We start from the raw sequence: 21,893 nt of genomic DNA on the forward strand, positions 1-21,893 counted from the left end.
TTGCTTTTTTTGAAAAACTATTGTTAACGAAATTCTGATTCGACCTACACAACAAGGATGGTAATGCGATCGCCACAGTGAATTACATCTACAAATCTTGGTTTGTGTTGATGAAGCGATCGCAGTCCCAACTAGAGAGCCGATCAATCATTATTACTTGATCGGCTCTCTAGCTTAAAACCTTTTAAGTTTTTCTCGACGATACCAATTGCGAATTCGTTGGGGGGAAATTCCGAGAAAATATGCGATGATTACTATTTGATTCATTAATGTTGTTTGCCAAATTCCTTTTTTGAGCCAGCGCCGTGCTGAGGTAATAACTGGTACAGGAATAAGCGTGATTTTACCCAGACTTCTTAAATGTCGTATAAGTTCAAAGTCTTCCATAATCGGCAACTCTGGAAAGCCACCAATATGATCAAATAATTTTCTAGTTAAAAAAATTGCTTGATCCCCATAGGGCATTTGTAAAAAACGCGATCGCACGTTTACCCCCCATTCTACTAGTCGCAAACTCGGTTGTTCTGCCCCAATTCGCAAGCAAAACGCACCGGCTATAACTCCAGGTTGTGTAAGTGCTTCGCGAACCATGACATCGAATCCAAGCGGTAAACGAGTATCAGCATGGAGAAACAGTAAAATCTCGCTGCTAGCAACAGCAGCACCCGCATTCATTTGCTTGGCGCGTCCAGGAGCAGATAAGATGACTTTGATACCTAAAGAGTCAGCGATTTGTGCTGTTTCATCTTGAGAATTGCCATCGACTACAATTACTTCGACATAATTACTTGGTTGAGTACTAGCTAAGGCTGCTTTGATGTTTTCCGCTTCATTAAGAGTGGGAATAATAATGGAGATTGTAGTAGTAGCAATATTTTGACTAATAATTTCTGACAATTGATCTGTTTCTCCAAACTTTGCTATTTTTTGAGAAATTATCTAACAAATATGAAAAGTTGTAACACTTCTCCATCTCATGCAAGATGTGATTTATCTGTTGTGGTGTTAGTTTTTACTGGATAAGTATATGTTTGCTTAAAACCCTGGTGTATTTCGTGTTTCTAAATTGTGATTGGAGAATGCTCAATGAAGCGTTATTTTACAGCTTGGTTACAGTTTGTTTTATGTGTTGTGCTATTTATTTGTTTCACAGGGTTATTGTCAATCTTAAACACTCCTGCTGTGATCGCACAGGAAAATATGGTTAACTATACACTCTCTGACTTACGAAATCGAGATTTTGCTCATCAAGATTTACATGGAACGTCTTTTGCAGGTGCTGAAATGCAGCGAGCAAATTTTCAGGGAGCAAATCTGAGTGGAACTATTCTGACTAAGGGATCATTTTTACAAGCAGATTTGAGTGATGCTAATCTGGCGGAAGCATTTGCCGATCGCGTCATTTTTAATAAAGCTAATTTAACTAATGCTATTTTCACCGATGCGATGCTTGCTAGCAGTCGCTTTTTTGAGGCGGATATTACAGGTGCAGATTTTTCGGGTGCAATTGTTGATGCTTATCAAGTGAAATTGATGTGCGATCGCGCTGATGGTGTTAATCCTGTTACAGGTGTGTCAACCCGCGAAAGTTTGGGATGTCCCCCAGGCTAGAATTAGTCCGCCTGCGCGGACTAAAGTTTGTATAGTCGCGGATTCTATGATGCTGTTGCTGAATAAACAAGGTTAACACATTAGCTTATCTCTATATTTTTTTGTCTCCCTGTCAACAAAGTAACACCTCGATAGATGAGAAATAGTACAATTGTAAAGAATTATTTTATATTTCTTATTTTCAACTTCGTAAAAGTTGAAAATTGTGAACTATGCTTAAGAAAGATGTAACAAGCGACAACACTAATCGTTGCGAGGCAGACAATATGGATGCCAACAAAGTTTTAAAGCAATATGCAGCCGGGGAAATAAATTTTAGGCTGGTGATTTGAGAGGAATAAGCTTAACTAAAGCAATTTGAGTGAAATAGGACTTACGCAAAATCATGAAAAAACTAACCACATAGACGTGTCAGCGGCTACCTTTGGTAGGCGCGTTAGCGACTTCTGCAAGTAGACAGGGAGTGTCGAAGCGCAGGGTATGACACAAAGGACACTAAGAAATAAGAGCTTGGGAGAGTTATTGCGTAAGTCCTATGAAATACATTTTATTGGGGCAAATTTGAGCAAATTAAACTTGAGCGACTCAGTTCTAAGCAAGACATTCTAAAGTTAATCCAAACTGAGAGGGCAGAAAAGTTTAATGATAGAAGGTGCAACTACTATTTGAAGTCTACCAATTAATTTGGTGAACAGTTGACAAGAATCCTTAGAGCAACCGACAAACGGATTCTTTTTTTGCACCCATAAGCGCCAAATCAACAACTTTGAGAAAATCAATTTCTGGGGCATCCTGTAGAGTAAGTTGCAGACTAATTCTCTCGATGTAAGAATATCACCTTCCATTGCACAGATAGTTGCATGAACAGTCATCAGACATCTTTGGTAAAAATATGAGCTTTACAACAGAGTCCACTTCCAACCTATTCACTCTTGATTCCAGTACCCATCTAGTCGATGCTGTACTTACTACCACCGCTTTATTCAAGCGCCTTAGTGTGGATGACCAACTGGCAATACTTTGGTATCTCTACACTGAGATGGGTCGTTCTATCACGCCAGCTGCTACAGGAGCAGCCCGTTTGCAATTAGCTGAAGGTATACTCAATCAAATCAAGCAAATGCCTTATACTCAGCAGTTAGAAGTAATGCGAGATCTAGCTGCTAACAGAAACACCCAGATTAGCCGCTCTTATGGGATTTGGAGCGCCAACACTAAGTTAGCTTTCTGGTATGAATTATCGGAATTGATGGTCAAAGGCTTAGTAGTTCCAATGCCCCCAAGTTACAAGCCCTCCCGCGATGTAGTGCAAGTACTAGAAGCTATCAAGCAGCTTGACTTTGGCCAACAAATAACGGTGCTGCGAAATGCTGTTGTCGATATGGGAGTTGACCCGTTAGCCGATTAAGAGGACGAAGCGACATTAGTTTGTACACGAATAATTTCATACAAGGTGACACCCATGCGCTACACCAATAAAAAAGGGACAACCCTTAATCTAGATGAATGTAAGACTGCCGACAGCTTCTTTATAGAGGCTGAGGTATACATCTGTGAACCATTGGAGATGCATTTCAACCAACAAGGAGAGCTAAAAGCAGGAAAGAAATCAAACAAAGCAATAGCACATCTTCGTAGTGATGGTAGTGAGTTGATCCCCGCTGAGGTTCAAGCGCGTACACACAGGCAGGGTAGTCAATTGCTTAATCTACCTCTCGTACCTGGCTACTTAGTAGATGATGAGGGAATTATCAATAACTACGCAATTGAGCCTGGTATGTCCTTGGCAGAGTATCCCTCACCAGAACAGCAGCATCGTTATATCTTCCAGGGGGTAATAGCTATCCTGTTGGTTGCCCTAACACTGATGACTGCATTTACGGTCAGCTAAACGTAACAATAGCTAGATATTGAGGATCAAACCAAGATATCTAGTACTTTGGCGGACTTATTTGCGAAAATTTCTCTTACGCTGCCTGTGCCTCGCAAGTTCCTTACGCTTACGTTTTTGCTCTGGCGTTTCAAAATGACGATTCTTCTTCATATCTGGAAAAATACCTGCCTTGGAAACTTTTCGCTTAAAACGACGCAAGGCTGATTCAATTCCTTCATTATCGTCTACTATTATTTGGGTCATTCTATGTCCTTACTTGATTACTACTGGCTAGTGTTAAAGCATCCAGTAAATCTCAGAAAAAAAGACAGACTCATTGTCTGCCCTTAAGACCTTAGAGTATAAATTTCTGAGTTCAAAGTTTAGTAGCGGTTTCGAGTGCCATAGTTGTCCCGGTTCCCACCAAACGAACCCCTGTCTTCTCTAGGTCTGGCTTTGTTCACTTTCAGGTTACGTCCCATCCACTCAGAACCATCAAGAGCCTCAATGGCAGATGCTTCTTCAGCATCTGAAGCCATTTCTATAAAAGCAAAGCCACGCACACGACCTGTTTCACGGTCAGTGGGTAATGAAACCTGCTTTACAGAACCATATTCTGCAAACACAGTATTTAGAATTTCTTGTGTAACTTCATAAGAGAGATTACCTACGTAAAGTGACATAAATTGTCTCCAAAATTAAATGGTGCAGAGATTTAAATTTCGGAGACAAGTCTGTCAATAACAAAAAGCAAAAACCTGTTAATACTAAAAACAAAATTTGTGTCCGAATTTTATTACCATCTTCAACCTTAACACGAGATTCAGTCTCTCTACAGAATATCTTTCTAAAGGCTTATTTGCGGTGTTAAGCAATCTTTCGCCAATTGTATCTGAATCTCAGTTCAATGCCTATCTTAATTCAACATCTTGCTCAAAAACCAAGATAAAATCATTTACAGTTTTTTTGTATTGAAAACCATAATCCAATAAAGCTTGCTTTAAAGTTTGCAAATCAGATTCTTGGAGTTGAATTTTCTTGGGTGCTATCTCAATAGCTTCTTGATTGACTGTAAAACTGAAACACTCTTTAAATTGCTTATAATCCCAGTTTAATTTTCTAGCTGCATTTAACTCTATGGCAGCTAATGTATCATCAAATTTGCTTGCGGCCATAAATTGCTCTCTCAAATAATATTACCTATATTTTAACAGTCATAAGATATAACAAAACAAATATTAATATTAATTAAGAATCAATTATTAAGACAAGATATTTTAGAATTTTAAAAATATCAATCTTTTGGTAAATGTTTGACAAAGAGTTATCTAGTAGTAATTTATAGTTAATAATATCGATGCAGTTGCTTTAACGGGGGTGGGAGTAACTTAGAACTGCTGGGCTGGGTGTTGGTTTTTTTTAGTCTCATGCAATGCAATTATGTATACAATCAAGACAATATTTATATAAAATATTTAGGGAAATATAACTGCTATAATAACAATAAAATAACTGCGACAACGCTACACATTAGTAAGGCAGCTAATACCAATTCTTTATGAAGATGCATAAAAAGAACCCCATCGCCTGCGGCAACCCCCCTCTGTCCCCCAGGGCTGTTTCATTCCACTAGTTAAGCCTACTTAATAGCTGGACTCCTGTAGAGCATTGTAGCTACTTTCCTGACTACTAATATTGGAGAGTAATAATGTCGAAGAAAAAAAATGGCAACAGAGAAGTCAAAAAACCAAAAAAAGATCCTGATAAAAAAAAGGAGAAAAAAGACCCGAACAGACATGACACTATAGGTCAATAACTGTTAGATTACCCTATATTTTTGAAATGTAAATTCAGCGATCGCATTGACCAAAATACCAAAACTTATATTACAGTTGGTGAGATCGCTAATACAGCCTATCCTGGCATTATTCCTTTCTGATTCGTCCAGCTAAGTTGGCAACCATGAATATCAGTTGGGTTAGGTCGATGGGTTTAGCGATGTGCATTTGGAAACCTGCTAACCTAGACTTATCGAGATCACTACTACTGATGTACCCTGTCAGCGCTGCTGCGGGAATTTGTCCCCCCTCCTCAGCACTAAGCGCCCGCACTCGCTGGATCAGGGTATAGCCATCTTGATTTGGCATCCCAATGTCGGACAACAGCACATCATACATCCCAGGTTGGCTTGTGAGTGTTGAGAACGCTTCGTCAGCGGATGTAACCGCAGTTACTTCAGCCCCGCAATTTTGCAGCACAGTCATCATTAACTCACGTATCTCAGCCGCGTCATCTACAACAAGTAAGTGCAAGCCCTCCAGTGACGGAATGTCATCAACGGATAGTTTCAGATGATCTGAAAAATCTGTCATCTCTGCATCACAAGTGCTAAAACGCTCCTCAAGATTGGAGGAGAGCGGTAGGCTGACAATTATAGTTGTCCCTAGCCCTTCACCTGGACTTTCTACCTGAACTGTGCCGCCGTGAAGTTCGACCAGATAACGGACAAGAGACAGTCCTATCCCCAGTCCTTGATTGGCACGGGTTTTACTACTGTCAGCTTGGCGGAAGCGCTCAAAGACATAAGGGAGAAAGTCAGCAGGGATACCAATACCCGTGTCGCGAACTCGAATCTCGGCTTGGGAATTAACTTGCTCCAGTGTGACATCAACCCGTCCCCCATCTGGGGTAAATTTGATAGCATTAGAAAGTAGATTCCAGATTACCTGCTGTAAGCGATCCATATCACCCAGTACCTGTCCAATCGGAGTTTGCAATCGGGATTCAATCTGAATATTTTTAGCCTCTGCTGACAAATGGACGACCTCAAGAGCAGCTCCAATTACAGAGGCGAGATCAATCAAACGAGTGTTCAGACGAAGTTTGCCAGTCGTAATACGCGAGATGTCCAGGAGATCCTCAATCAGTTGGGCTTGTGTCCTTGCGCTTTTCTCGATCACTTCAAGCGCCTGAATAGTTGTAGTAGCATCAAGGTTTCGCGTGCGGAGAAACTGAGACCATCCCAGAATGGCATGGAGTGGGGTGCGGAGTTCATGGGAGAGAATAGATAAAAACTCATCCTTAGCTCGGTTAGATGCCTCCGCTTCCAGGCGGGCTGACTGCTCTTGAGCCAATAGCTGCGCGCGTTCTACCTCAAACTGTTTCTGCTGGGTGATATCATGGAGCGCCAGCAGAATCATCTGCTGATTTCCTTGTTGAAGAATTTTATAACCATTGAGCAATATAGTTTTTTGCCCAACTTTCTCAAAGACACAGCAAACCTCAAAACCTTCAACATGAGTATTATGTGGGAGAATTTCTTCAAGGAGCGATCGCAGTTCCGGAATATTCCACTGACCTTTTCCTAGCTCAAAAATCAGTTGCTGTTCTGTTTGGGCGGGCGTTACCTGAAACATTTGGTAAAAAGCCCGATTGCTTTTGATGATTCGTAAGTCAGAATTGAGAACTAATAAAGGTTCTGGCACGGTTTCCACGACAGCTTCAGCATAATCAAGGGCTTCTTGCAGCTGCTTTGTACTGCGTTTGAGGGCATCAATATCCATCAATACCATCACCACGCCATCAATTTGATTTTCTGTAGTTCTGTAAGGTCGAATTCGTAGATTGTACCAACGCCCCTCAGTGTCTTGTGCCTCTAGTTCTTTGAAATTTAAAGTGTCAATCACTTCTACGAGCAATGACTCTAAATTAGTAACGTCAATGGTGGAACGGATATCGCTCAATGGTCGCCCCACATCTGCCGGAATCAGATTGAGTAAGCGCTGTGCTGTAGGAGTGAAGCGCCGAATCCGCAAATCGTTGGTCAGTATAAGGATGGGAATATTGACACTACTGAGCAAATTCAAGAGATCGTTATTGACGTGGTGTAACTCAAGATTCCGACTGTGCAGTTCTTGATTGGTTGTATGCAGTTCTTCGTTGGTTGCTTGCACCTCTTCTTTGGCTGTTTGCAACTCTTCATTAGTGCTTTGTAGCTCTTCATTGCTGGAGAGGATTTCTTCATTCGCCACTTTCAGGTCTTGAGTGGTGGCTTCATGCTCCTGGCTAATCAATTGCAAATATTCTTGAGCAGCAATAAGCTCTTGCTTAGTGGCTGTCAGTTCTTGTTGGAGTTGAAGTATTTCCTCTGTACCTGCTTGTTCTACAATCTCAGGTGTGACTGGGCTAGGTTGATTTGTTGGAGCAGGTACATCCTCAAATAAGACAAGGAAGCAGCGAGTTTCTACTGAGTCAGCCTGGAATGGAATCACTTCCAGGTTGACTTTCCTGGACGACTCGCTCCCTTCGATCTGTATCTGTTCCTTTCTTACGGAAATATTCTGCCTTTTGCAGTAATGAATCGCAGTACGCAACTCTTCGAGCAGTCCTTTTCGTGCCATTTTGAACAGATTGAAACTAGGCTGGCCAGGGGCGGGTTTCAAATAGGGACTGGTTTCCCCTCGAAATAGCAGAATGTCCATATTGTCGTTAATCATCACCCCAACTGGGGCATAGCGATTCAAGACAATCTGGTCAGCTTGTTTATTTAAGTCAACAACATCCCAAGTCTTATTACTCATGGTGGCTCTGTCAGGATTTACTTTCGCTATGGGATAGTTGCTGGTCGCAAAGTTAAAGTTAAGGGGAGTGGGTATTAATTTTTTGGCATAAATATTGTGTTTTCTGTCTACTAAAGTAAATAAGTTGGAGAATTCTCCTGCACTCTCCGCGATACCTAACATCAAAAATCCAGTGGGCTTGAGACTGTAATGGAAAATTGGCATCACTTGCTTCTGCAAAACAGATTCAAAGTAAATCAGCACATTTCGACAACTAATCAGATCCAGACTGGAAAATGGCGGATCGCTGATCAAGTTTTGTCTAGCAAAGACACAAAGTTCACGAATCGACTTGCTGATCTGATAGCCGCCCTCCACTGGATTAAAGAAGCGTCTTAGCCGTTCTGGCGAGACATCAACTATTTGGCTCTGCTTGTAAATGCCTAAGCGGGCTTTTTCAATTCCTGTCTCGTTAATATCTGTAGCAAAAATTTGGATAGCAGGTTTGGGAAGCACATTCTCCAAAAACTCCAGTAAACAAATAGCAATGGAGTAAACCTCCTCGCCAGTTGCACAGCCTGACACCCAAATCCGAATGGGCAAATCAACTGACTTCCCCTTGGCGATCGCCGGAAATACTCTCTCCTTCAAAGCCTGATAAGCTTCCGGGTCACGGAAAAAACTGGTGACACTAATTAAAATCTCGTGGTACAATGCTTGGACTTCATCTGGATAATCTTGAAGATATTGGACGTAATCTTCTAGGCGTTCCAGTTTGTACAGCACCATCCGCCGAGCAATTCGCCGCTTTAAGGTAGTTTGCTTGTAGTGGGAAAAGTCAACCCCAGTGGCGGTGAAAAGCATTGCGAAGATTGCAGGCAAAGCATCCTGACTTTCAGAGAGGGCTGCAAGTGTTTGCGAGGAAATTGAACGGGTGACGTTGGGATGGCGAGCAATATGAGCTAGTTCCTCAGCAATTTTTGGCGGTGGGAAGATGAAGTCCACATTACCTGTAGTAATAGCAGTGTTCGGCATCTCACTAAATTTTGCTGATGTTTCGCATTGAGCAAAGGTAATGCCACCAGCAGCCTTAATTGCTTCTGATCCCTGTGCGCCATCTCCATCGCTCCCAGATAGGACAACACTGATTGCTTTGCTTCCCAATTCTGCCGCCAACGAAGTAAAGAAAGCATCGCCAGGCATATATTTCCCTTCAATTTTCTCGCGGGGCATGAGTTGCAGCACCCCTTGAGCAAGTGTCATCTTGGTGTTCGGCGGAATGATGTATACCTGGTTTGGTTCTACAAGCATACCATTCTGCACTTCATGGACGGGCATCTGGGTTGTCTTAGCTAGAATCTCACTCAGTAGACTTTTCTGATTAGGATCTAAGTGCTGAATTAGCACAAATGCCATTCCGGTGTCAATAGGTAAGTGACTCAGTAACTGCGTAAATGCTTCTAATCCCCCCGCAGATGCTACAATTCCGACGATAGGAAATAATTGCTCGTTTTGATCTTGCTGTTTTCTTAGCGCTACTTCACCAACATTGGAGTCGGATAGAGATTGCTCAGAGGAATCACCAAGGTTCATTGTGTAAAAAATACAAACCTAGAGGATTTATGTTCTAGTGTATTTAGTGATAGTTATGCTCTCAGTTTAGCAAAGGATGACAAATACAGTAGCCAATTAACCTATTCATTACAATTGTGCGATCGCACCGCAAAACTCAAAATTAATCAAGTAATAGTAAACTCTAGTTATATAAGCAGTAAATTGCTGTGGCTTAAGACGATAGATATTGTCTCTAAGCTGAAAACTACTACCTAAAAACAGCAGAGCAGAAAAAATAAATTATTAACCATTGATTCCTAATATTTGCCACAGTTCAAAATCTTCACTGTTCTTGAGCCGCTGAATTTTCATTAGGCTCAAAAACTGCCAATAATTCCTAATATTTAGCCAAGCTTGTTTCAAAAATTCCCAATATTTTCCACAGGGAAAGCCATCTTTTTCTTCCAAAAACTGATGTACAGTAAGCGATATTGCAACAAAATTAACTGAAATTACCCCAGTTAGTCTGATTCTGTCATTCTGATGAGGAGAAAATAATCTCAATTATAAAAAAACTGCTAACTAATAGAATAACTTATGATAGGTAGCTGAAGTGTTATACTCAGTAACATCAGCATATATTCTTTGCCTAAATAACACGTTTTAACGTGTATAAACTATGAAAACCGCTTCAAATCTAATTCCAGAATTTGAAAAATTATTTCGAGAAAAATTACAACTAAATAATTGTAGACTTCAGAAGAAGAGACAAGAGAATAATTATGAAATTACTACTCCTGCCAAAGACATTTTTTTGATGTATTGGTGTGAATTTCCCGAAATTAAGTTGATATATCAGCCTGTAGGAATACGAACAAAGCAGACCATACTTTATGAGCGGGCTATCCGTGACCATATTAATTTTTGTGTTAGTAGCGTCCGGGATAAACTTCGCTCTAGCCTTATTACTTTAGATAAAGAAAACTAAGGTTTTTTAATTTTTAGTACTTAAAATATCTTCGTTGATGTGGTTGGCGAAGGTATTACAAAGCTTCCTACAGGCGATAGTAGATGCTCATTATTAACAAACCTTGTTGCAACAAACACAGTTAAATACTTCAACATATGTAATATATAGCAACCGTTAATGGACATGGCCGAAACTAACCAAATAGAGATACGCTACATTAGTCCTCAAGTGAGACAGTTGATTAAAATGTACGCCGTTGTTAATAACTGTACGCAGTCTGAAATGTTGGAGCGGATTGTTTTGGAGTGGGACGCCCAACAAAGTGGGAGCGAACGACCCCCAGGAGACGAAGATGAATAGCTTTGTTTTGACACTCCCATGGCTAGAAGCACGTGGGATTCTTCTCTCATCCAGCCAACTTACTTAGAGGAGTTTCCCCACCTAAGCAGAGGTCGTTCTGTCCAGAAGCGCTGATTTCGGTATCCCCTACCGTATTTTTAAGTCGTATCATCGCAAGAGATTGGTTTGGGGCAAAATCATTATTGAGCTGCAACTCACCAAGATATCGCACATGGCAGTAAGCTGTTTTATTTAGAGCATTTATAAAAATTTTCAACTATGGCAACGATTAACGACAACTACCTCAAGCTGAAAGCTGGTTATCTGTTTCCTGAAATTGCGCGCCGTGTCAACGCTTTTGCAGAAGCTAACCCAGATGCCAAAATTATTCGGTTGGGTATTGGTGACGTCACCGAACCATTGCCAGAAGCTTGTCGGACTGCGATGATTAAAGCTGTGGAAGAAATGAGCGATCGCGCCACTTTTAAAGGCTATGGGCCGGAACAAGGTTACGCCTGGTTGCGAGAGAAAATAGCTCAATCCGACTTCCAAGCACGGGGATGTCAAATTGATGCATCGGAAATATTTATATCTGATGGATCTAAGTGTGATACTGGTAATATTCTCGATATATTTGGCAAAGACAATACTATTGCCGTCACAGACCCAGTTTACCCCGTATACGTAGATACTAACGTCATGGCGGGAAATACAGGAACTGCCAACGATAAAGGTGAGTTTGAGGGTTTAGTTTATCTGCCAATCACCGCAGAAAACAACTTCACCGCCACTATCCCCTCCCAGAAAGTCGATTTAATTTACCTCTGCTTCCCCAATAACCCCACCGGTGCAGTCGCCACTAAAGAACATCTCAAAGCTTGGGTGGACTATGCGAGGGCGCATGGCTCGATCATTTTCTTTGATGCTGCTTACGAAGCCTACATTACCGATCCAGATATTCCCCACTCCATCTATGAAATTGAGGGAGCAAGAGAGTGTGCGATCGAATTCCGTTCTTTCTCTAAAAATGCCGGTTTTACTGGTACGCGGTGTGCTTTGACAGTAGTACCCAAGAACCTCACAGCCAAAGCCGCAGATGGTTCTGATGTGGAACTCTGGAAACTCTGGAACCGCCGCCAGTCTACTAAATTTAATGGCGTATCCTACATCGTTCAACGCGGCGCTGAAGCAGTTTATTCTGAGGACGGACAAGCGCAAACCAAAGCGCTAATTAGTTTTTACCTGGAAAACGCCAAAATTATCCGTGAGCAACTCACAGCCGCAGGATTAGCAGTCTACGGTGGTGTAAATGCACCTTACGTCTGGGTGAAAACACCCAATGGTCTTTCCAGTTGGGATTTCTTCGACAAATTGCTACACACCTGTAATGTTGTGGGTACACCAGGATCTGGCTTTGGTGCAGCAGGTGAAGGCTATTTCCGAATTTCGGCGTTTAACAGTCGGGAGAATGTGGAAGAAGCAATGAAGCGGATTACAAGTCGTTTTAAAGCATAGCTTAATTTCAATTTCTGATTTGCCAAAGCTTGAGCCGATTCCGTCGCTAACTACTGCTAAGAGGATATTTGAAAAGGGTCTTTTAGTAGGGAGCATCCCAATTTTTGAAAAATATATTTGTCATTCTGAGCGTAACGAAGTGGAGCATAGAATCTCAAGCCTAATTCATGACTTGAGATACTTCATTTCGCTATCGCTCCATTCAGCATGACAGTCAATTTAAAAATTTGGGATGCTCCCTTTTAGTGTCATGTTGAACGCAGCGTAGACGCGACAGCGGCTTCCGTAGGTAGCGGAGTGAAACATCTAAGTATTTGCTCAAAACCCTAGATTCTACTCTGCGGGAATACGCTTCGCTCCACACCCTGCGGGTAGACACGTAGACGCAAAGCGGCTTCCGTAGGTAGTGGCTTCTGTTCCCTGAAAGGGTTCCCGAAGGGTAAGTAGCCGCAGGAGCGTCTACAGAATGACAGTTTTTTATACCTTCCTTGACTTTTCAAACATCCTCTAAGAGCAATCACCTTACTGCCACCTCAAAGCAGTATCTCACCGACGATCACATAGTGATATACCCTTCTTTCTTTTGCCCTTCGGGTTCGCAGTCGCTCATCGGGGAAGTCCCCAAGACTGCGCTGTCTCACCTTTTTACTTTTTACTTTTACCTTGTTGTACTAGTCCTCCGTTTCTCCCTTGCAAAGATCATCCTCTTTTCTCCGGTTTGGAATCACTTTTGCCGGAGATATATTAGAGGACTTGCCCAAGGACTCTGGTAAATGCTTCGCAAATATTTTCGTACAATCTTCCTAGCATGGCGACAGCTAATTAAACAGAAGACTCGTTTGGCGGTGGCGGTGGTGGGTATTGCCTTTGCAAATATCATGATCTGTGCTCAGATGGGATTTGAGGCTTCATTATTTAATAGTTCTACAGCACCACAGAGAAGTTTAGATACAGATTTGGTGATGGTGAGTTCCCATTTTAAAAGTGTATATTCAGTCAAAAGTTTTACTAGGGAACGATTATATCAGGCGTTGGGATTTAAAGGGGTAGAGTCGGTAAGTCCGCTTTATATGGGTTACGGAAAATGGAGAAATCCCCAAACACGCCGTTTGCAAACTATTCTAGTGTTTGGCACAGACCCAAGAACCACTGCATTTAAATTTCCGGAAGTTGAGCAAAACCGCAGTCAGTTGCAAAAATTGAATACGGTGTTGTTTGACCAAGGTTCTTTACCAGAATTTGGCCCCATCGCTACTTTATTCCAACAACAAGCAATTCTAGAAACTGAATTAAATGATGTGAATGTCCGGGTTGTAGGTTTATTTACTTTGGGTGCATCATTTGGTGCATATGGAAATGTGATTACCAGTGACTCCACTTTTCTGCATTTATTCCCCAATCATCATCCAGAGCAGATTGAGATTGGTCTAATTAAGTTACAAGCAGATGCAGAACCACAACAAGTAGCCCAAAGTTTAATCAATGATTTACCTGATGATGTGATGGTTCTTACTAATGAAAGATTTGCTCTGTTAGAAAAAGCTTATTGGGCAAAAACAACTCCGATAGGTTTTGTTTTTGGTTTGGGTGTGATTGTCTCTTTTATTGTCGGTATTGTGATTGTTTATCAGATTATTTATGCCGATATTGCCGACCACTTGCCACAATATGCCATGCTCAAAGCAATTGGATATAGCGATCGCTATTTAATCGTAGTCCTTCTTCAAGAAGCTTTACTTCTGGCTGTATTAGGTTATGTACCAGGATTTATTGTTTCATTAGGACTGTATCAGGTAGCTGCTAATGCTACTATGCTGCCCATTTTTATGACTATGGGTCGCGGCATCACTGTATTTTTGTTAACTGTAACTATGTGTATGATTTCAGCAGTTACCACAATGCGAAAATTAAATTCTGTTGACCCTGCTGATGTATTTTAATAGTTGGTCATTTGTCATTGGTCATTAGTCATTGGTCATTGGGTATTGGTGTTTATTGTCAATCCAAAATCGGTTGACCAATGACGACCTACTAACCATTCAGATTTTAAAAAGAGTATCCTAAAATAGCGTATTATTTTTTTCACTTGAACTTTTTGAGGGAATAAAGCATGACTATTTGGGTAAATGAGCAAATCGATCCGTCAGGCTTGATTTATGCCTGCATAGCCTGTTGTAATGAGTCCCAAGCCCAAGAGTGTCATGAGTCTTTTAAGAAAAACTTGACTGAAACACAAAAAATAGCAGGTTGGGTAGCGCAGTTACGGACAGTTGATTCCTGGGATGAAGTTCCAGTCAATGCCTTGAAACTAAATTAATTTGTTAATAGATAATGGTTCGTGGTGTCTACTAACCACTAACTACTAACCCTATTTATAAGGTTAAGAAAATATAGCCACAAGATTAAGAAATAATAAATAATTAATAAAAATTGCAATAACACCTATTCTTTTATATATATTTGATGATTTTTTTGAAACTTTCAGAGTTATCATCTATACAAAGGAAAAATTAAAAAACTTGAAAAAAACAAAATAAAATAAGTGAACTATCCAACGCTTAACACTTTTGTTGCAGGCTATCCTATTAATTTGGTTGGCACAAGCGGACAAGCGATTGAGATTTCAATTCATTCTCCGAGTCAGTACATTTGTGCCAACTGCGAACGGATATTACCTGATTGGAAACATCAGCTTTTTTTGTGGGTGGTGATTGTTTTACAACAATCTCGCTACGAAATGATCGTAAGTACGCCAGAAATTGAGGCGGAAAAACAAAAATTACGAGAAAAATTTATGAGGTTTGGCTTGGATGTGGCTTTTAATCTGCGCGATCGCGGCTATTTCACAGACCTCATCGACCCCCGCACAGGCTACCCTTTACTTTCTCATCCGGGGATAATTCCTCACGATGACACAGCAGTCGTCAAAGCTTTACTCGGTTATCCAATTATAGAAAATAAATGCCGTGTCCTCGTCCATCCTAAGTGGGGCATGGCAGTTTATCCTAGTATTTTACTCTCAGTAGCCCCCCCAGCCATCCTTAAAAAGGCAATTCAAAATATCGCCCCCTTGCATGGTTGGAAAAAAATTGATTAGTCATTGGTCAATGGTCAATGGTCAATAGTCAATTGTTATTTGTCTCCCTAGTCTCCCTAGTCCCCCTAGTCCCCCTAGTCCCCAATCCCCGATCAACTATTCTTCGGTTTCCGCAACTGCTTAGAACCAATTGGCCCCAGAAGTTGATTGAGGGCGCGTAGTTGTTCTGGTGTACCCATAGCAATTAATACATCTGCGGGCATAAATACTGTATCAGGAGTGGGGCCGCCGATCAGGGTACCATCGTTGCGCCGCACAGCAAGTATCAATGCACCTGTTTGTCCTCGCAACCTGGCTTGTCCGAGAGTCAGTCCTACCACCGGACACACTTTGGGGTCAAGCAAAAATTCTTCCATGTATAACTGTCGATCTGTACCTGAGATAATTCCGTCTACAAAGTCCATAACTTGGGGTCTGAGGGCCGCAGAGGCCATTCTTTTACCACCAGTGATATAAGGAGAAACCACAGCATCTGCACCAGCGCGTTGCAACTTTTGCGAAGCTTCTTCTGTACTGGCCCTGGCGATCGCCCGAATGCTTGGATTCAAATATTTAGCGGAAAGTACTGTGTATAAATTTTCTGCATCAGAAGGAAGAGCTGCAACTATGCAAACGGCTCTGTCAATACCTACTCTCAAAAGTGTTTCATCTAGGGTGGCATCACCCTGGTATATAGTATAACCCTGATCCTGGGCATTTCTTACAGATTCGGCATCAGAATCAATAATCACAAAACAGACGCCTTCTGCTTGAAATTCTATCGCAATTTGCCGACCAGTCCGACTGAATCCACAGATGATATAATGCCCTGATAAAGATTCCATTGCCCGCCGCACCTGCCGAAATCGAATTCTTTCTTGAAAGTAGCCTTGAATAACTGCTTCTGTAAATCTATTAACTATATAACCAATAGTAATTACACCCATTAAAATTAAGGCGATAGTAAATAGTCGTCCTCTATCCCCTAGTGGATGCGTTTCACCATAACCAACGGTAGCTAAGGTAATGACTGTCATATATGCTGCATCTTCCCATGACCAGCCTTCAACTAGGGCGTACCATAAAGTACCAATCAAAAAGACACCAGCCAGAGCGATCGCCCCTAACATTAACTCTTTTTGGATGCGTTGATATTTTTGTTCCAGATTTGAGTACACAATTATTCACCATCGCCACTCGTTTTGAGGATAACTGAGTGTCAGCTTAAGATGAAATATGAGGAAGGATAAGAAATTTTCACGGATTTCTATCAGACCAGTGAATCACCCTATAATAAAGAATTTAGGGAGCCAAACAGGTGAGCCTAGAAACTCTAATTCAACAACACCCCATTACTCCAGAGTCAGGTACTGCATTATCTAGCGTCTTTGATGCTGATAGTTTTGATGCAGCTGTTATGTCTACCTATGGGCGGTTTCCCCTCGCTTTAGAGCGGGGTGCAGGCTGTCGCGTTTGGGATACTCAAGGACGAGAATATCTCGATTTTGTAGCAGGGATTGCTACTTGTACCTTGGGACATGCTCACCCAGCGATGGTAGAAGCGGTGACACGGCAGATTCAAAAACTGCATCACGTTTCTAATTTATACTACATTCCCGAACAGGGAGAATTGGCGAAATGGCTCGTTGACCATTCCTGTGCCGATCGCGTATTTTTCTGCAATTCAGGGGCAGAAGCAAACGAAGCTGCAATTAAGCTGGCGCGTAAATACGCACATACAGTATTGCAAATCGAACGTCCAATTATTATCACTACTCACTCCAGTTTCCACGGACGGACATTAGCAACGATTACTGCCACAGGACAACCGAAGTATCAAAAAAATTTCGACCCCCTAGTACCGGGATTCCACTACGTACCTTACAATGATATTTCGGCGGTAGAAGCAGCAATTAGCGAATTGGATGAAGGTGATTACCGCGTTGCGGCGATTTTGATTGAACCATTACAGGGAGAAGGCGGGGTTCGTCCGGGGGATGTAGCTTACTTCCAAAAATTACGACAAATTTGTGATGAGACGGGCGTGCTACTGATTTTCGATGAAGTACAAGTCGGAATGGGGCGCAGTGGTAAATTATGGGGTTATGAATATCTAGGCGTAGAACCAGATATCTTTACTAGTGCTAAAGGTTTGGGTGGTGGTATCCCCATCGGCGCAATGATGAGCAAAAAATTCTGCGACGTCTTCGCGCCAGGTGAACATGCTAGCACCTTTGGCGGCAATCCTTTTGTTTGTGGTGTGGCTTTGACTGTTTGTCAGACTTTGGAAAAAGAAAATATTTTACAGAACGTCCAACAACGGGGTGAACAGCTCAGAGATGGCTTAAGAGCGATCGCCAGCAAATATCCCAATCACATTGTGGATGTACGCGGCTGGGGTTTGATCAATGGTATGGAATTAACAGCAGACATTGAACTTACCGCCGCTGATATTGTCAAAGCAGCAATTAACGAGGGTTTGTTACTTGTACCAGCCGGTCCCAAAGTCATCCGGTTTGTACCACCCTTGATTGTGAGTGAAAAAGAAGTAAATACAGCACTGCAAATTGTTGACAAAGCAATGGCGACTGTCACAGCATAATGAGTTTGTAGTAAGCGCTACCCTGCGGGAACGCTGCGCGTACAGCGCTTACTACACCAAATGCAAACCGCAACAGCAATCATTAACGTGTGCGATCGCGCTTTCTAACTAAACTCTTAAAAACTCGTGAATGTCCATACGCACCTATTCCTGTCAAGGTGGGTCAAGGTGGGTAAAAGGGTCAATAATTTGATTAATATCGATAAAGAGAGTTGAATCATGGGAGAAAATATCTGTCTTTAGAATTTATTCAGGTTCCCCCAACAACAGGAAAAGCACCTAAAGGCTTAATTGTCGCTTTGCATGGTTGGGGTGCAAATGCTGAGGATTTAGCATCTTTAGCACCATACTTAAATTTGCCTGATTATCAGTTTGTGTTTCCTAATGCACCTTTTCCTCATCCTCACTCGCCTATAGGAAGAGCTTGGTATGAACTGAGCGCTGAGAATATGTATGAGGGATTAACACAAAGTCGGCAATTACTCACAGATTGGTTGCTTAGTTTAGAAAGTAGCACTGGTGTACCGCTTTCGCAAACGATTTTAAGCGGTTTTTCCCAAGGAGGGGCAATGACTTTGGATTTAGGATTAAAGTTGCCCTTTGCAGGTTTAGTTGTCATGAGTGGCTATTTACATCCCGGTGCTGTAGAGACGTCCCCTGCAACATCTCTAGCTCCCGTTTTAATCACCCATGGCAGATATGATCAAGTAGTACCTCTACGAGCCGCACTCAACGCCAAAGAAACTTTAGAGTCGCGAGGAATTGCAGTACAGTACTATGAATTTGATATGGGTCATGAAATCCAACTACCAATGCTAGAGTTAATACGTAATTTTGTGATTAATACTCAAGTCACTACAGAGTAGCTTGTTGCTAGATTTTGTCTCATCCCGGTTACAAAAGTTTTACAAAATCCGGTATATATCCGGAAAAATTTCACGTAATTAATGCTCTCAAATGAGTAATATATATTGGGTGGCTGCGTCGGGCGCAAACAAACCCAAGCTGGATGCAAATGCTGCTAACGGGAGGGGCGAGCATTATGAAAACTCTAAGCATTTCCAAAAAAGACATTGCTACGATGACTCCACAAGATGTAGAAAAATTAGCTACACGCTTGGAGCAGGATAACTATAGCAATGCTTTTGAAGGTTTGGACGATTGGCACATGCTACGTGCGATCGCATTTCAACGCCCAGAGTTAATTGAACCATATATTCACCTTCTAGATTTAGAACCCTACGATGAAGCCTGACAAAAGGGTTCTGATTGGTATCGGCGGCGGGATCGCCGCCTACAAAATTTGTGAAGTTGTTTCCACGTTATTTAAAAGTGGTGTGGAAGTCAGAACGATTCTGACTAATTCTGCCCAAAAATTTGTCACACCTCTAACTTTTTCTACTCTCTCACGCTATCCCGCCTTTACAGATGAAAATTTTTGGCAACCAATTTATTCTCGTCCTTTACATATAGAATTGGGCGAGTGGGCAGAAGTGTTTTTAATCGCACCTTTGACAGCTAATACATTAGCAAAATTAGCTCACGGGATAGCTGACAATTTGCTGACAAATACCGTCTTAGCTTCCACTTGTCCTGTGGTGTTAGCACCAGCTATGAACACCGATATGTGGGAACAGCAGTCGGTGCAGCAAAATTGGCAAAATATCTTAAAAAATCATCGTTTTCATAGTTTGCAACCAGGATCGGGATTACTCGCGTGCGATCGCGTCGGTGCTGGAAGAATGGCAGAACCGCCAGAAATCATTGCTTATATTCAATCTTTACTGCACACCAGAGGTAAGCGGGATTTAGCAGGAAAGCGAGTCTTAATCAGTGCTGGGGGAACACGAGAGCATTTTGATCCCGTGAGATTTATCGGTAATCCTGCTACAGGCAAGATGGGGTTAGCTTTAGCACAAGCAGCACTCCATCGAGGTGCAAACGTGATCTTAGTACACAGTCCCATGAATGCTGATATACCGATAGGAATAGAAACATTTCCTGTGGTCAGCGCTGAGGAAATGCGCTCTGCTATACTACGTAATTATTCTAATTCAGATGTCATAATTATGTCGGCCGCAGTTGCAGATGTCAAACCACGAGAGTACCATTACGAGAAATTGCCCAAGCGATCGCTCCCAGAATCTTTAGCTTTAGAACCTGTACCCGATATAATTGCAGAATTGTCCCAGCGTAAACAACCTCATCAATTATTAATTGGATTTGCTGCTCAGACAGGAGATATTATCACTCCCGCTTGGGAAAAATTGCACAGAAAAAATTTAGACGCTATTGTTGCTAACCCAGTAGATAAACCTGATAGTGGTTTTGGCAGCGACAACAACCAAGCAGTATTTTTAGATAGACAAGGTCGTCAGCTAGAAATTTCACCATGCACTAAATTACAGCTAGCTCATTATCTATTTGATTTTGTTGATAGTTTTAGTAATTAGTTGGATAACTGCTTCACTCTAGCTGTATGGGTATCCAAGACGAAGAAATTTCCGAATTTATATTAATCAATAATGATATAAAAGGGTGCAAGCTACGGCATAATGATTGCGAGCAGAGCAGAATTGCCACAAATGATACTAACAAGGCTAACTGAAGAATTAGACAATCTAAGTAAAAATGGTAGTAACGGAGTACTCATCTTATACAACCATACAGTCGTTTGGAATCTTTACTTTAATGGCGGGAAGTTGGTCTATGCCACAGGTGGGATGCATCCTGTCAGACGCTGGAATAGAGCTTTAAAGCAGCATTGCCCGAATTGGCAGTGGAATGTTGAGTCTTCTGTATTGTCCAACGAAAATCAATCTTGGGAATGTTACCTCCTTGCTCAAGGAATTAGCCAAAGGCAATTGAGTGCCATCCAAACCAAGTTAGTAATTCGTAGTATTGTTCAAGAATGTTTTTTTGAAATAAGTAACTATAAAGACCTAAAAAATAACTGGACACCTACTCAAAAAGATATATTTGATTTACCCCAACTGATAGCCTTGTCTTCTTGGGAAATACTATCAGTTTTCACCAAAGCAACAAATACACAACAAAAATGGCAAGCTGCTGGTTTAGATCACCTTAGCCCCAGTCTCGCCCCAGTTTTGATCTCAACGGTAGATTCTCAAGTCATCTCTGTTTCCGAAAAGAAGTATTTCAACAGTGATTTTACCCTATGGGATATTGCCTTAGAGCAAGAAAAATCAGTGACAGATGTGGCTCTCTCTTTGATACCTTGGGTTGATAAGGGTATATTAGAACTCCAGAAGATTCCAGATTTACCATTACCAATTATAAAAAAAGTAGTAGCAGCAACGCCCCTCTCATTAGAAAATGAATCTATTACATCTGTTCAAAAATCTGCTCAGGAATCTGTTCAGAAATCTGTTCAGGAATCTATTGATAAATCTACTCATAAACAACCTTTAATTGCTTGCATTGATGATAGCCCAGTGTTGGCTTACGCTTTAAGAAAAATATTGATCCCCGCCGGATATCAAATGTTGAGCATTCCGGAGCCGATGCGAGGATTTTCTCAACTCATCGAACACAAGCCTGATTTAATCTTGTTAGACTTGCTCCTACCGAATGCTGATGGTTATAGCATCTGTAAATTTTTGCGCGATACTCCCACTTTTAGGAATACACCAATTATTTTTCTGACAGAACGGAATACCCCTATTGATCGGGCCCATGCGATGTTAGTCGGTGCTACTGAATTTTTAGGTAAACCACCACAGCCAGAAGAATTATTACAGATTGTGCAGAAGTATATCGGGTCAAACAATTAA

General features: G+C 41.6%; 20 protein-coding genes. 14 read left to right on the forward strand and 6 right to left on the reverse strand.

The genetic code is table 11. The features are described from left to right. Positions 1 to 174 precede the first annotated feature (174 nt). The gene (locus tag ACE1AT_RS06360) at positions 175 to 897 is read right to left on the reverse strand and encodes a TIGR04283 family arsenosugar biosynthesis glycosyltransferase (RefSeq protein ID WP_374866436.1); all 723 of its coding nucleotides are present in this window, start codon (positions 895 to 897) and stop codon (positions 175 to 177) included. Positions 898 to 1,086: 189 nt separating this feature from the next. Between ACE1AT_RS06360 and ACE1AT_RS06365 the strand changes: the two genes are divergently transcribed. The 3 genes from ACE1AT_RS06365 to psb34 all read left to right on the forward strand — a co-directional run bounded on the left by ACE1AT_RS06365 (position 1,087) and on the right by psb34 (position 3,502). Next, positions 1,087 to 1,611, forward strand: coding sequence for a pentapeptide repeat-containing protein (locus ACE1AT_RS06365; RefSeq protein WP_374866437.1), 525 nt, complete (start codon positions 1,087 to 1,089; stop codon positions 1,609 to 1,611). Between the two features lie 892 nt (positions 1,612 to 2,503). Next, entirely contained in the window at positions 2,504 to 3,019 is a 516-nt protein-coding gene (locus ACE1AT_RS06370; RefSeq protein WP_374866438.1) for an orange carotenoid protein N-terminal domain-containing protein, read from the forward strand. 159 nt (positions 3,020 to 3,178) lie between these two features. Further along, a complete protein-coding gene (gene psb34, locus ACE1AT_RS06375; protein WP_374866439.1) occupies positions 3,179 to 3,502 on the forward strand; it encodes a photosystem II assembly protein Psb34 in 324 nt (107 codons plus the stop codon). 57 nt (positions 3,503 to 3,559) lie between these two features. On the opposite strand, the gene rpsU is transcribed toward psb34, so the two are convergent. The 4 genes from rpsU to ACE1AT_RS06395 all read right to left on the reverse strand — a co-directional run bounded on the left by rpsU (position 3,560) and on the right by ACE1AT_RS06395 (position 9,636). Further along, the gene (gene rpsU / locus ACE1AT_RS06380; RefSeq protein ID WP_374866440.1) at positions 3,560 to 3,748 is read right to left on the reverse strand and encodes a 30S ribosomal protein S21; all 189 of its coding nucleotides are present in this window, start codon (positions 3,746 to 3,748) and stop codon (positions 3,560 to 3,562) included. Positions 3,749 to 3,867: 119 nt separating this feature from the next. Next, positions 3,868 to 4,167 carry an RNA recognition motif domain-containing protein gene (locus tag ACE1AT_RS06385; RefSeq protein ID WP_374866441.1) on the reverse strand — a complete coding sequence of 100 codons (300 nt, stop codon included), beginning with the start codon at positions 4,165 to 4,167 and terminating at the stop codon, positions 3,868 to 3,870. Positions 4,168 to 4,395: 228 nt separating this feature from the next. Next, positions 4,396 to 4,659: a hypothetical protein gene (locus ACE1AT_RS06390; RefSeq protein ID WP_374866442.1), complete on the reverse strand. Its 264-nt coding sequence runs from the start codon at positions 4,657 to 4,659 to the stop codon at positions 4,396 to 4,398. Between the two features lie 750 nt (positions 4,660 to 5,409). After that, a complete protein-coding gene (locus tag ACE1AT_RS06395; RefSeq protein WP_374866443.1) occupies positions 5,410 to 9,636 on the reverse strand; it encodes a chemotaxis protein CheB in 4,227 nt (1,408 codons plus the stop codon). A gap of 640 nt (positions 9,637 to 10,276) precedes the next feature. Between ACE1AT_RS06395 and ACE1AT_RS06400 the strand changes: the two genes are divergently transcribed. From ACE1AT_RS06400 to ACE1AT_RS06425, 6 genes are all read left to right on the forward strand, one after another. Beyond that, positions 10,277 to 10,585, forward strand: a complete 309-nt coding sequence (locus ACE1AT_RS06400; protein WP_374866444.1) for a hypothetical protein — start codon at positions 10,277 to 10,279, stop codon at positions 10,583 to 10,585. A gap of 159 nt (positions 10,586 to 10,744) precedes the next feature. Next, entirely contained in the window at positions 10,745 to 10,927 is a 183-nt protein-coding gene (locus ACE1AT_RS06405) for a hypothetical protein (RefSeq protein WP_374866446.1), read from the forward strand. Between the two features lie 258 nt (positions 10,928 to 11,185). Further along, positions 11,186 to 12,421: an LL-diaminopimelate aminotransferase gene (locus ACE1AT_RS06410; RefSeq protein ID WP_374866448.1), complete on the forward strand. Its 1,236-nt coding sequence runs from the start codon at positions 11,186 to 11,188 to the stop codon at positions 12,419 to 12,421. Between the two features lie 773 nt (positions 12,422 to 13,194). Then, complete coding sequence (gene devC / locus ACE1AT_RS06415) at positions 13,195 to 14,361, forward strand: ABC transporter permease DevC (protein ID WP_374866450.1); 1,167 nt, start codon at positions 13,195 to 13,197, stop codon at positions 14,359 to 14,361. Between the two features lie 170 nt (positions 14,362 to 14,531). Beyond that, complete coding sequence (locus tag ACE1AT_RS06420) at positions 14,532 to 14,738, forward strand: glycogen debranching protein (protein WP_374866452.1); 207 nt, start codon at positions 14,532 to 14,534, stop codon at positions 14,736 to 14,738. 225 nt (positions 14,739 to 14,963) lie between these two features. Further along, positions 14,964 to 15,518, forward strand: coding sequence for a methylmalonic aciduria and homocystinuria type D protein (locus ACE1AT_RS06425; protein WP_374866454.1), 555 nt, complete (start codon positions 14,964 to 14,966; stop codon positions 15,516 to 15,518). A gap of 92 nt (positions 15,519 to 15,610) precedes the next feature. Here the strand turns inward: ACE1AT_RS06425 and ACE1AT_RS06430 are convergent, their stop codons facing one another. Beyond that, complete coding sequence (locus ACE1AT_RS06430) at positions 15,611 to 16,675, reverse strand: potassium channel family protein (RefSeq protein ID WP_374866456.1); 1,065 nt, start codon at positions 16,673 to 16,675, stop codon at positions 15,611 to 15,613. A 140-nt stretch (positions 16,676 to 16,815) separates the two neighbouring features. On the opposite strand from ACE1AT_RS06430, the gene ACE1AT_RS06435 reads away from it, so the two are divergent. From ACE1AT_RS06435 to ACE1AT_RS06455, 5 genes are all read left to right on the forward strand, one after another. Beyond that, entirely contained in the window at positions 16,816 to 18,099 is a 1,284-nt protein-coding gene (locus ACE1AT_RS06435) for an aspartate aminotransferase family protein (RefSeq protein WP_374866458.1), read from the forward strand. Positions 18,100 to 18,311: 212 nt separating this feature from the next. Next, positions 18,312 to 18,965 carry an alpha/beta hydrolase gene (locus ACE1AT_RS06440; RefSeq protein ID WP_374866460.1) on the forward strand — a complete coding sequence of 218 codons (654 nt, stop codon included), beginning with the start codon at positions 18,312 to 18,314 and terminating at the stop codon, positions 18,963 to 18,965. 176 nt (positions 18,966 to 19,141) lie between these two features. Then, the gene (locus ACE1AT_RS06445; RefSeq protein ID WP_096677686.1) at positions 19,142 to 19,354 is read left to right on the forward strand and encodes a DUF2555 domain-containing protein; all 213 of its coding nucleotides are present in this window, start codon (positions 19,142 to 19,144) and stop codon (positions 19,352 to 19,354) included. Then, the gene (gene coaBC, locus ACE1AT_RS06450; protein WP_374866462.1) at positions 19,344 to 20,552 is read left to right on the forward strand and encodes a bifunctional phosphopantothenoylcysteine decarboxylase/phosphopantothenate--cysteine ligase CoaBC; all 1,209 of its coding nucleotides are present in this window, start codon (positions 19,344 to 19,346) and stop codon (positions 20,550 to 20,552) included. The genes ACE1AT_RS06445 and coaBC overlap by 11 nt, the downstream gene beginning before the upstream one ends. Before the next feature lie 102 nt (positions 20,553 to 20,654). Beyond that, on the forward strand, positions 20,655 to 21,893 hold the full coding sequence (locus ACE1AT_RS06455; protein ID WP_374866464.1) for a response regulator: 1,239 nt from the start codon (positions 20,655 to 20,657) through the stop codon (positions 21,891 to 21,893).

Origin of the sequence: Pelatocladus sp. BLCC-F211, assembly GCF_041928655.1 — a bacterium.
GTDB lineage: Bacteria > Cyanobacteriota > Cyanobacteriia > Cyanobacteriales > Nostocaceae > Pelatocladus.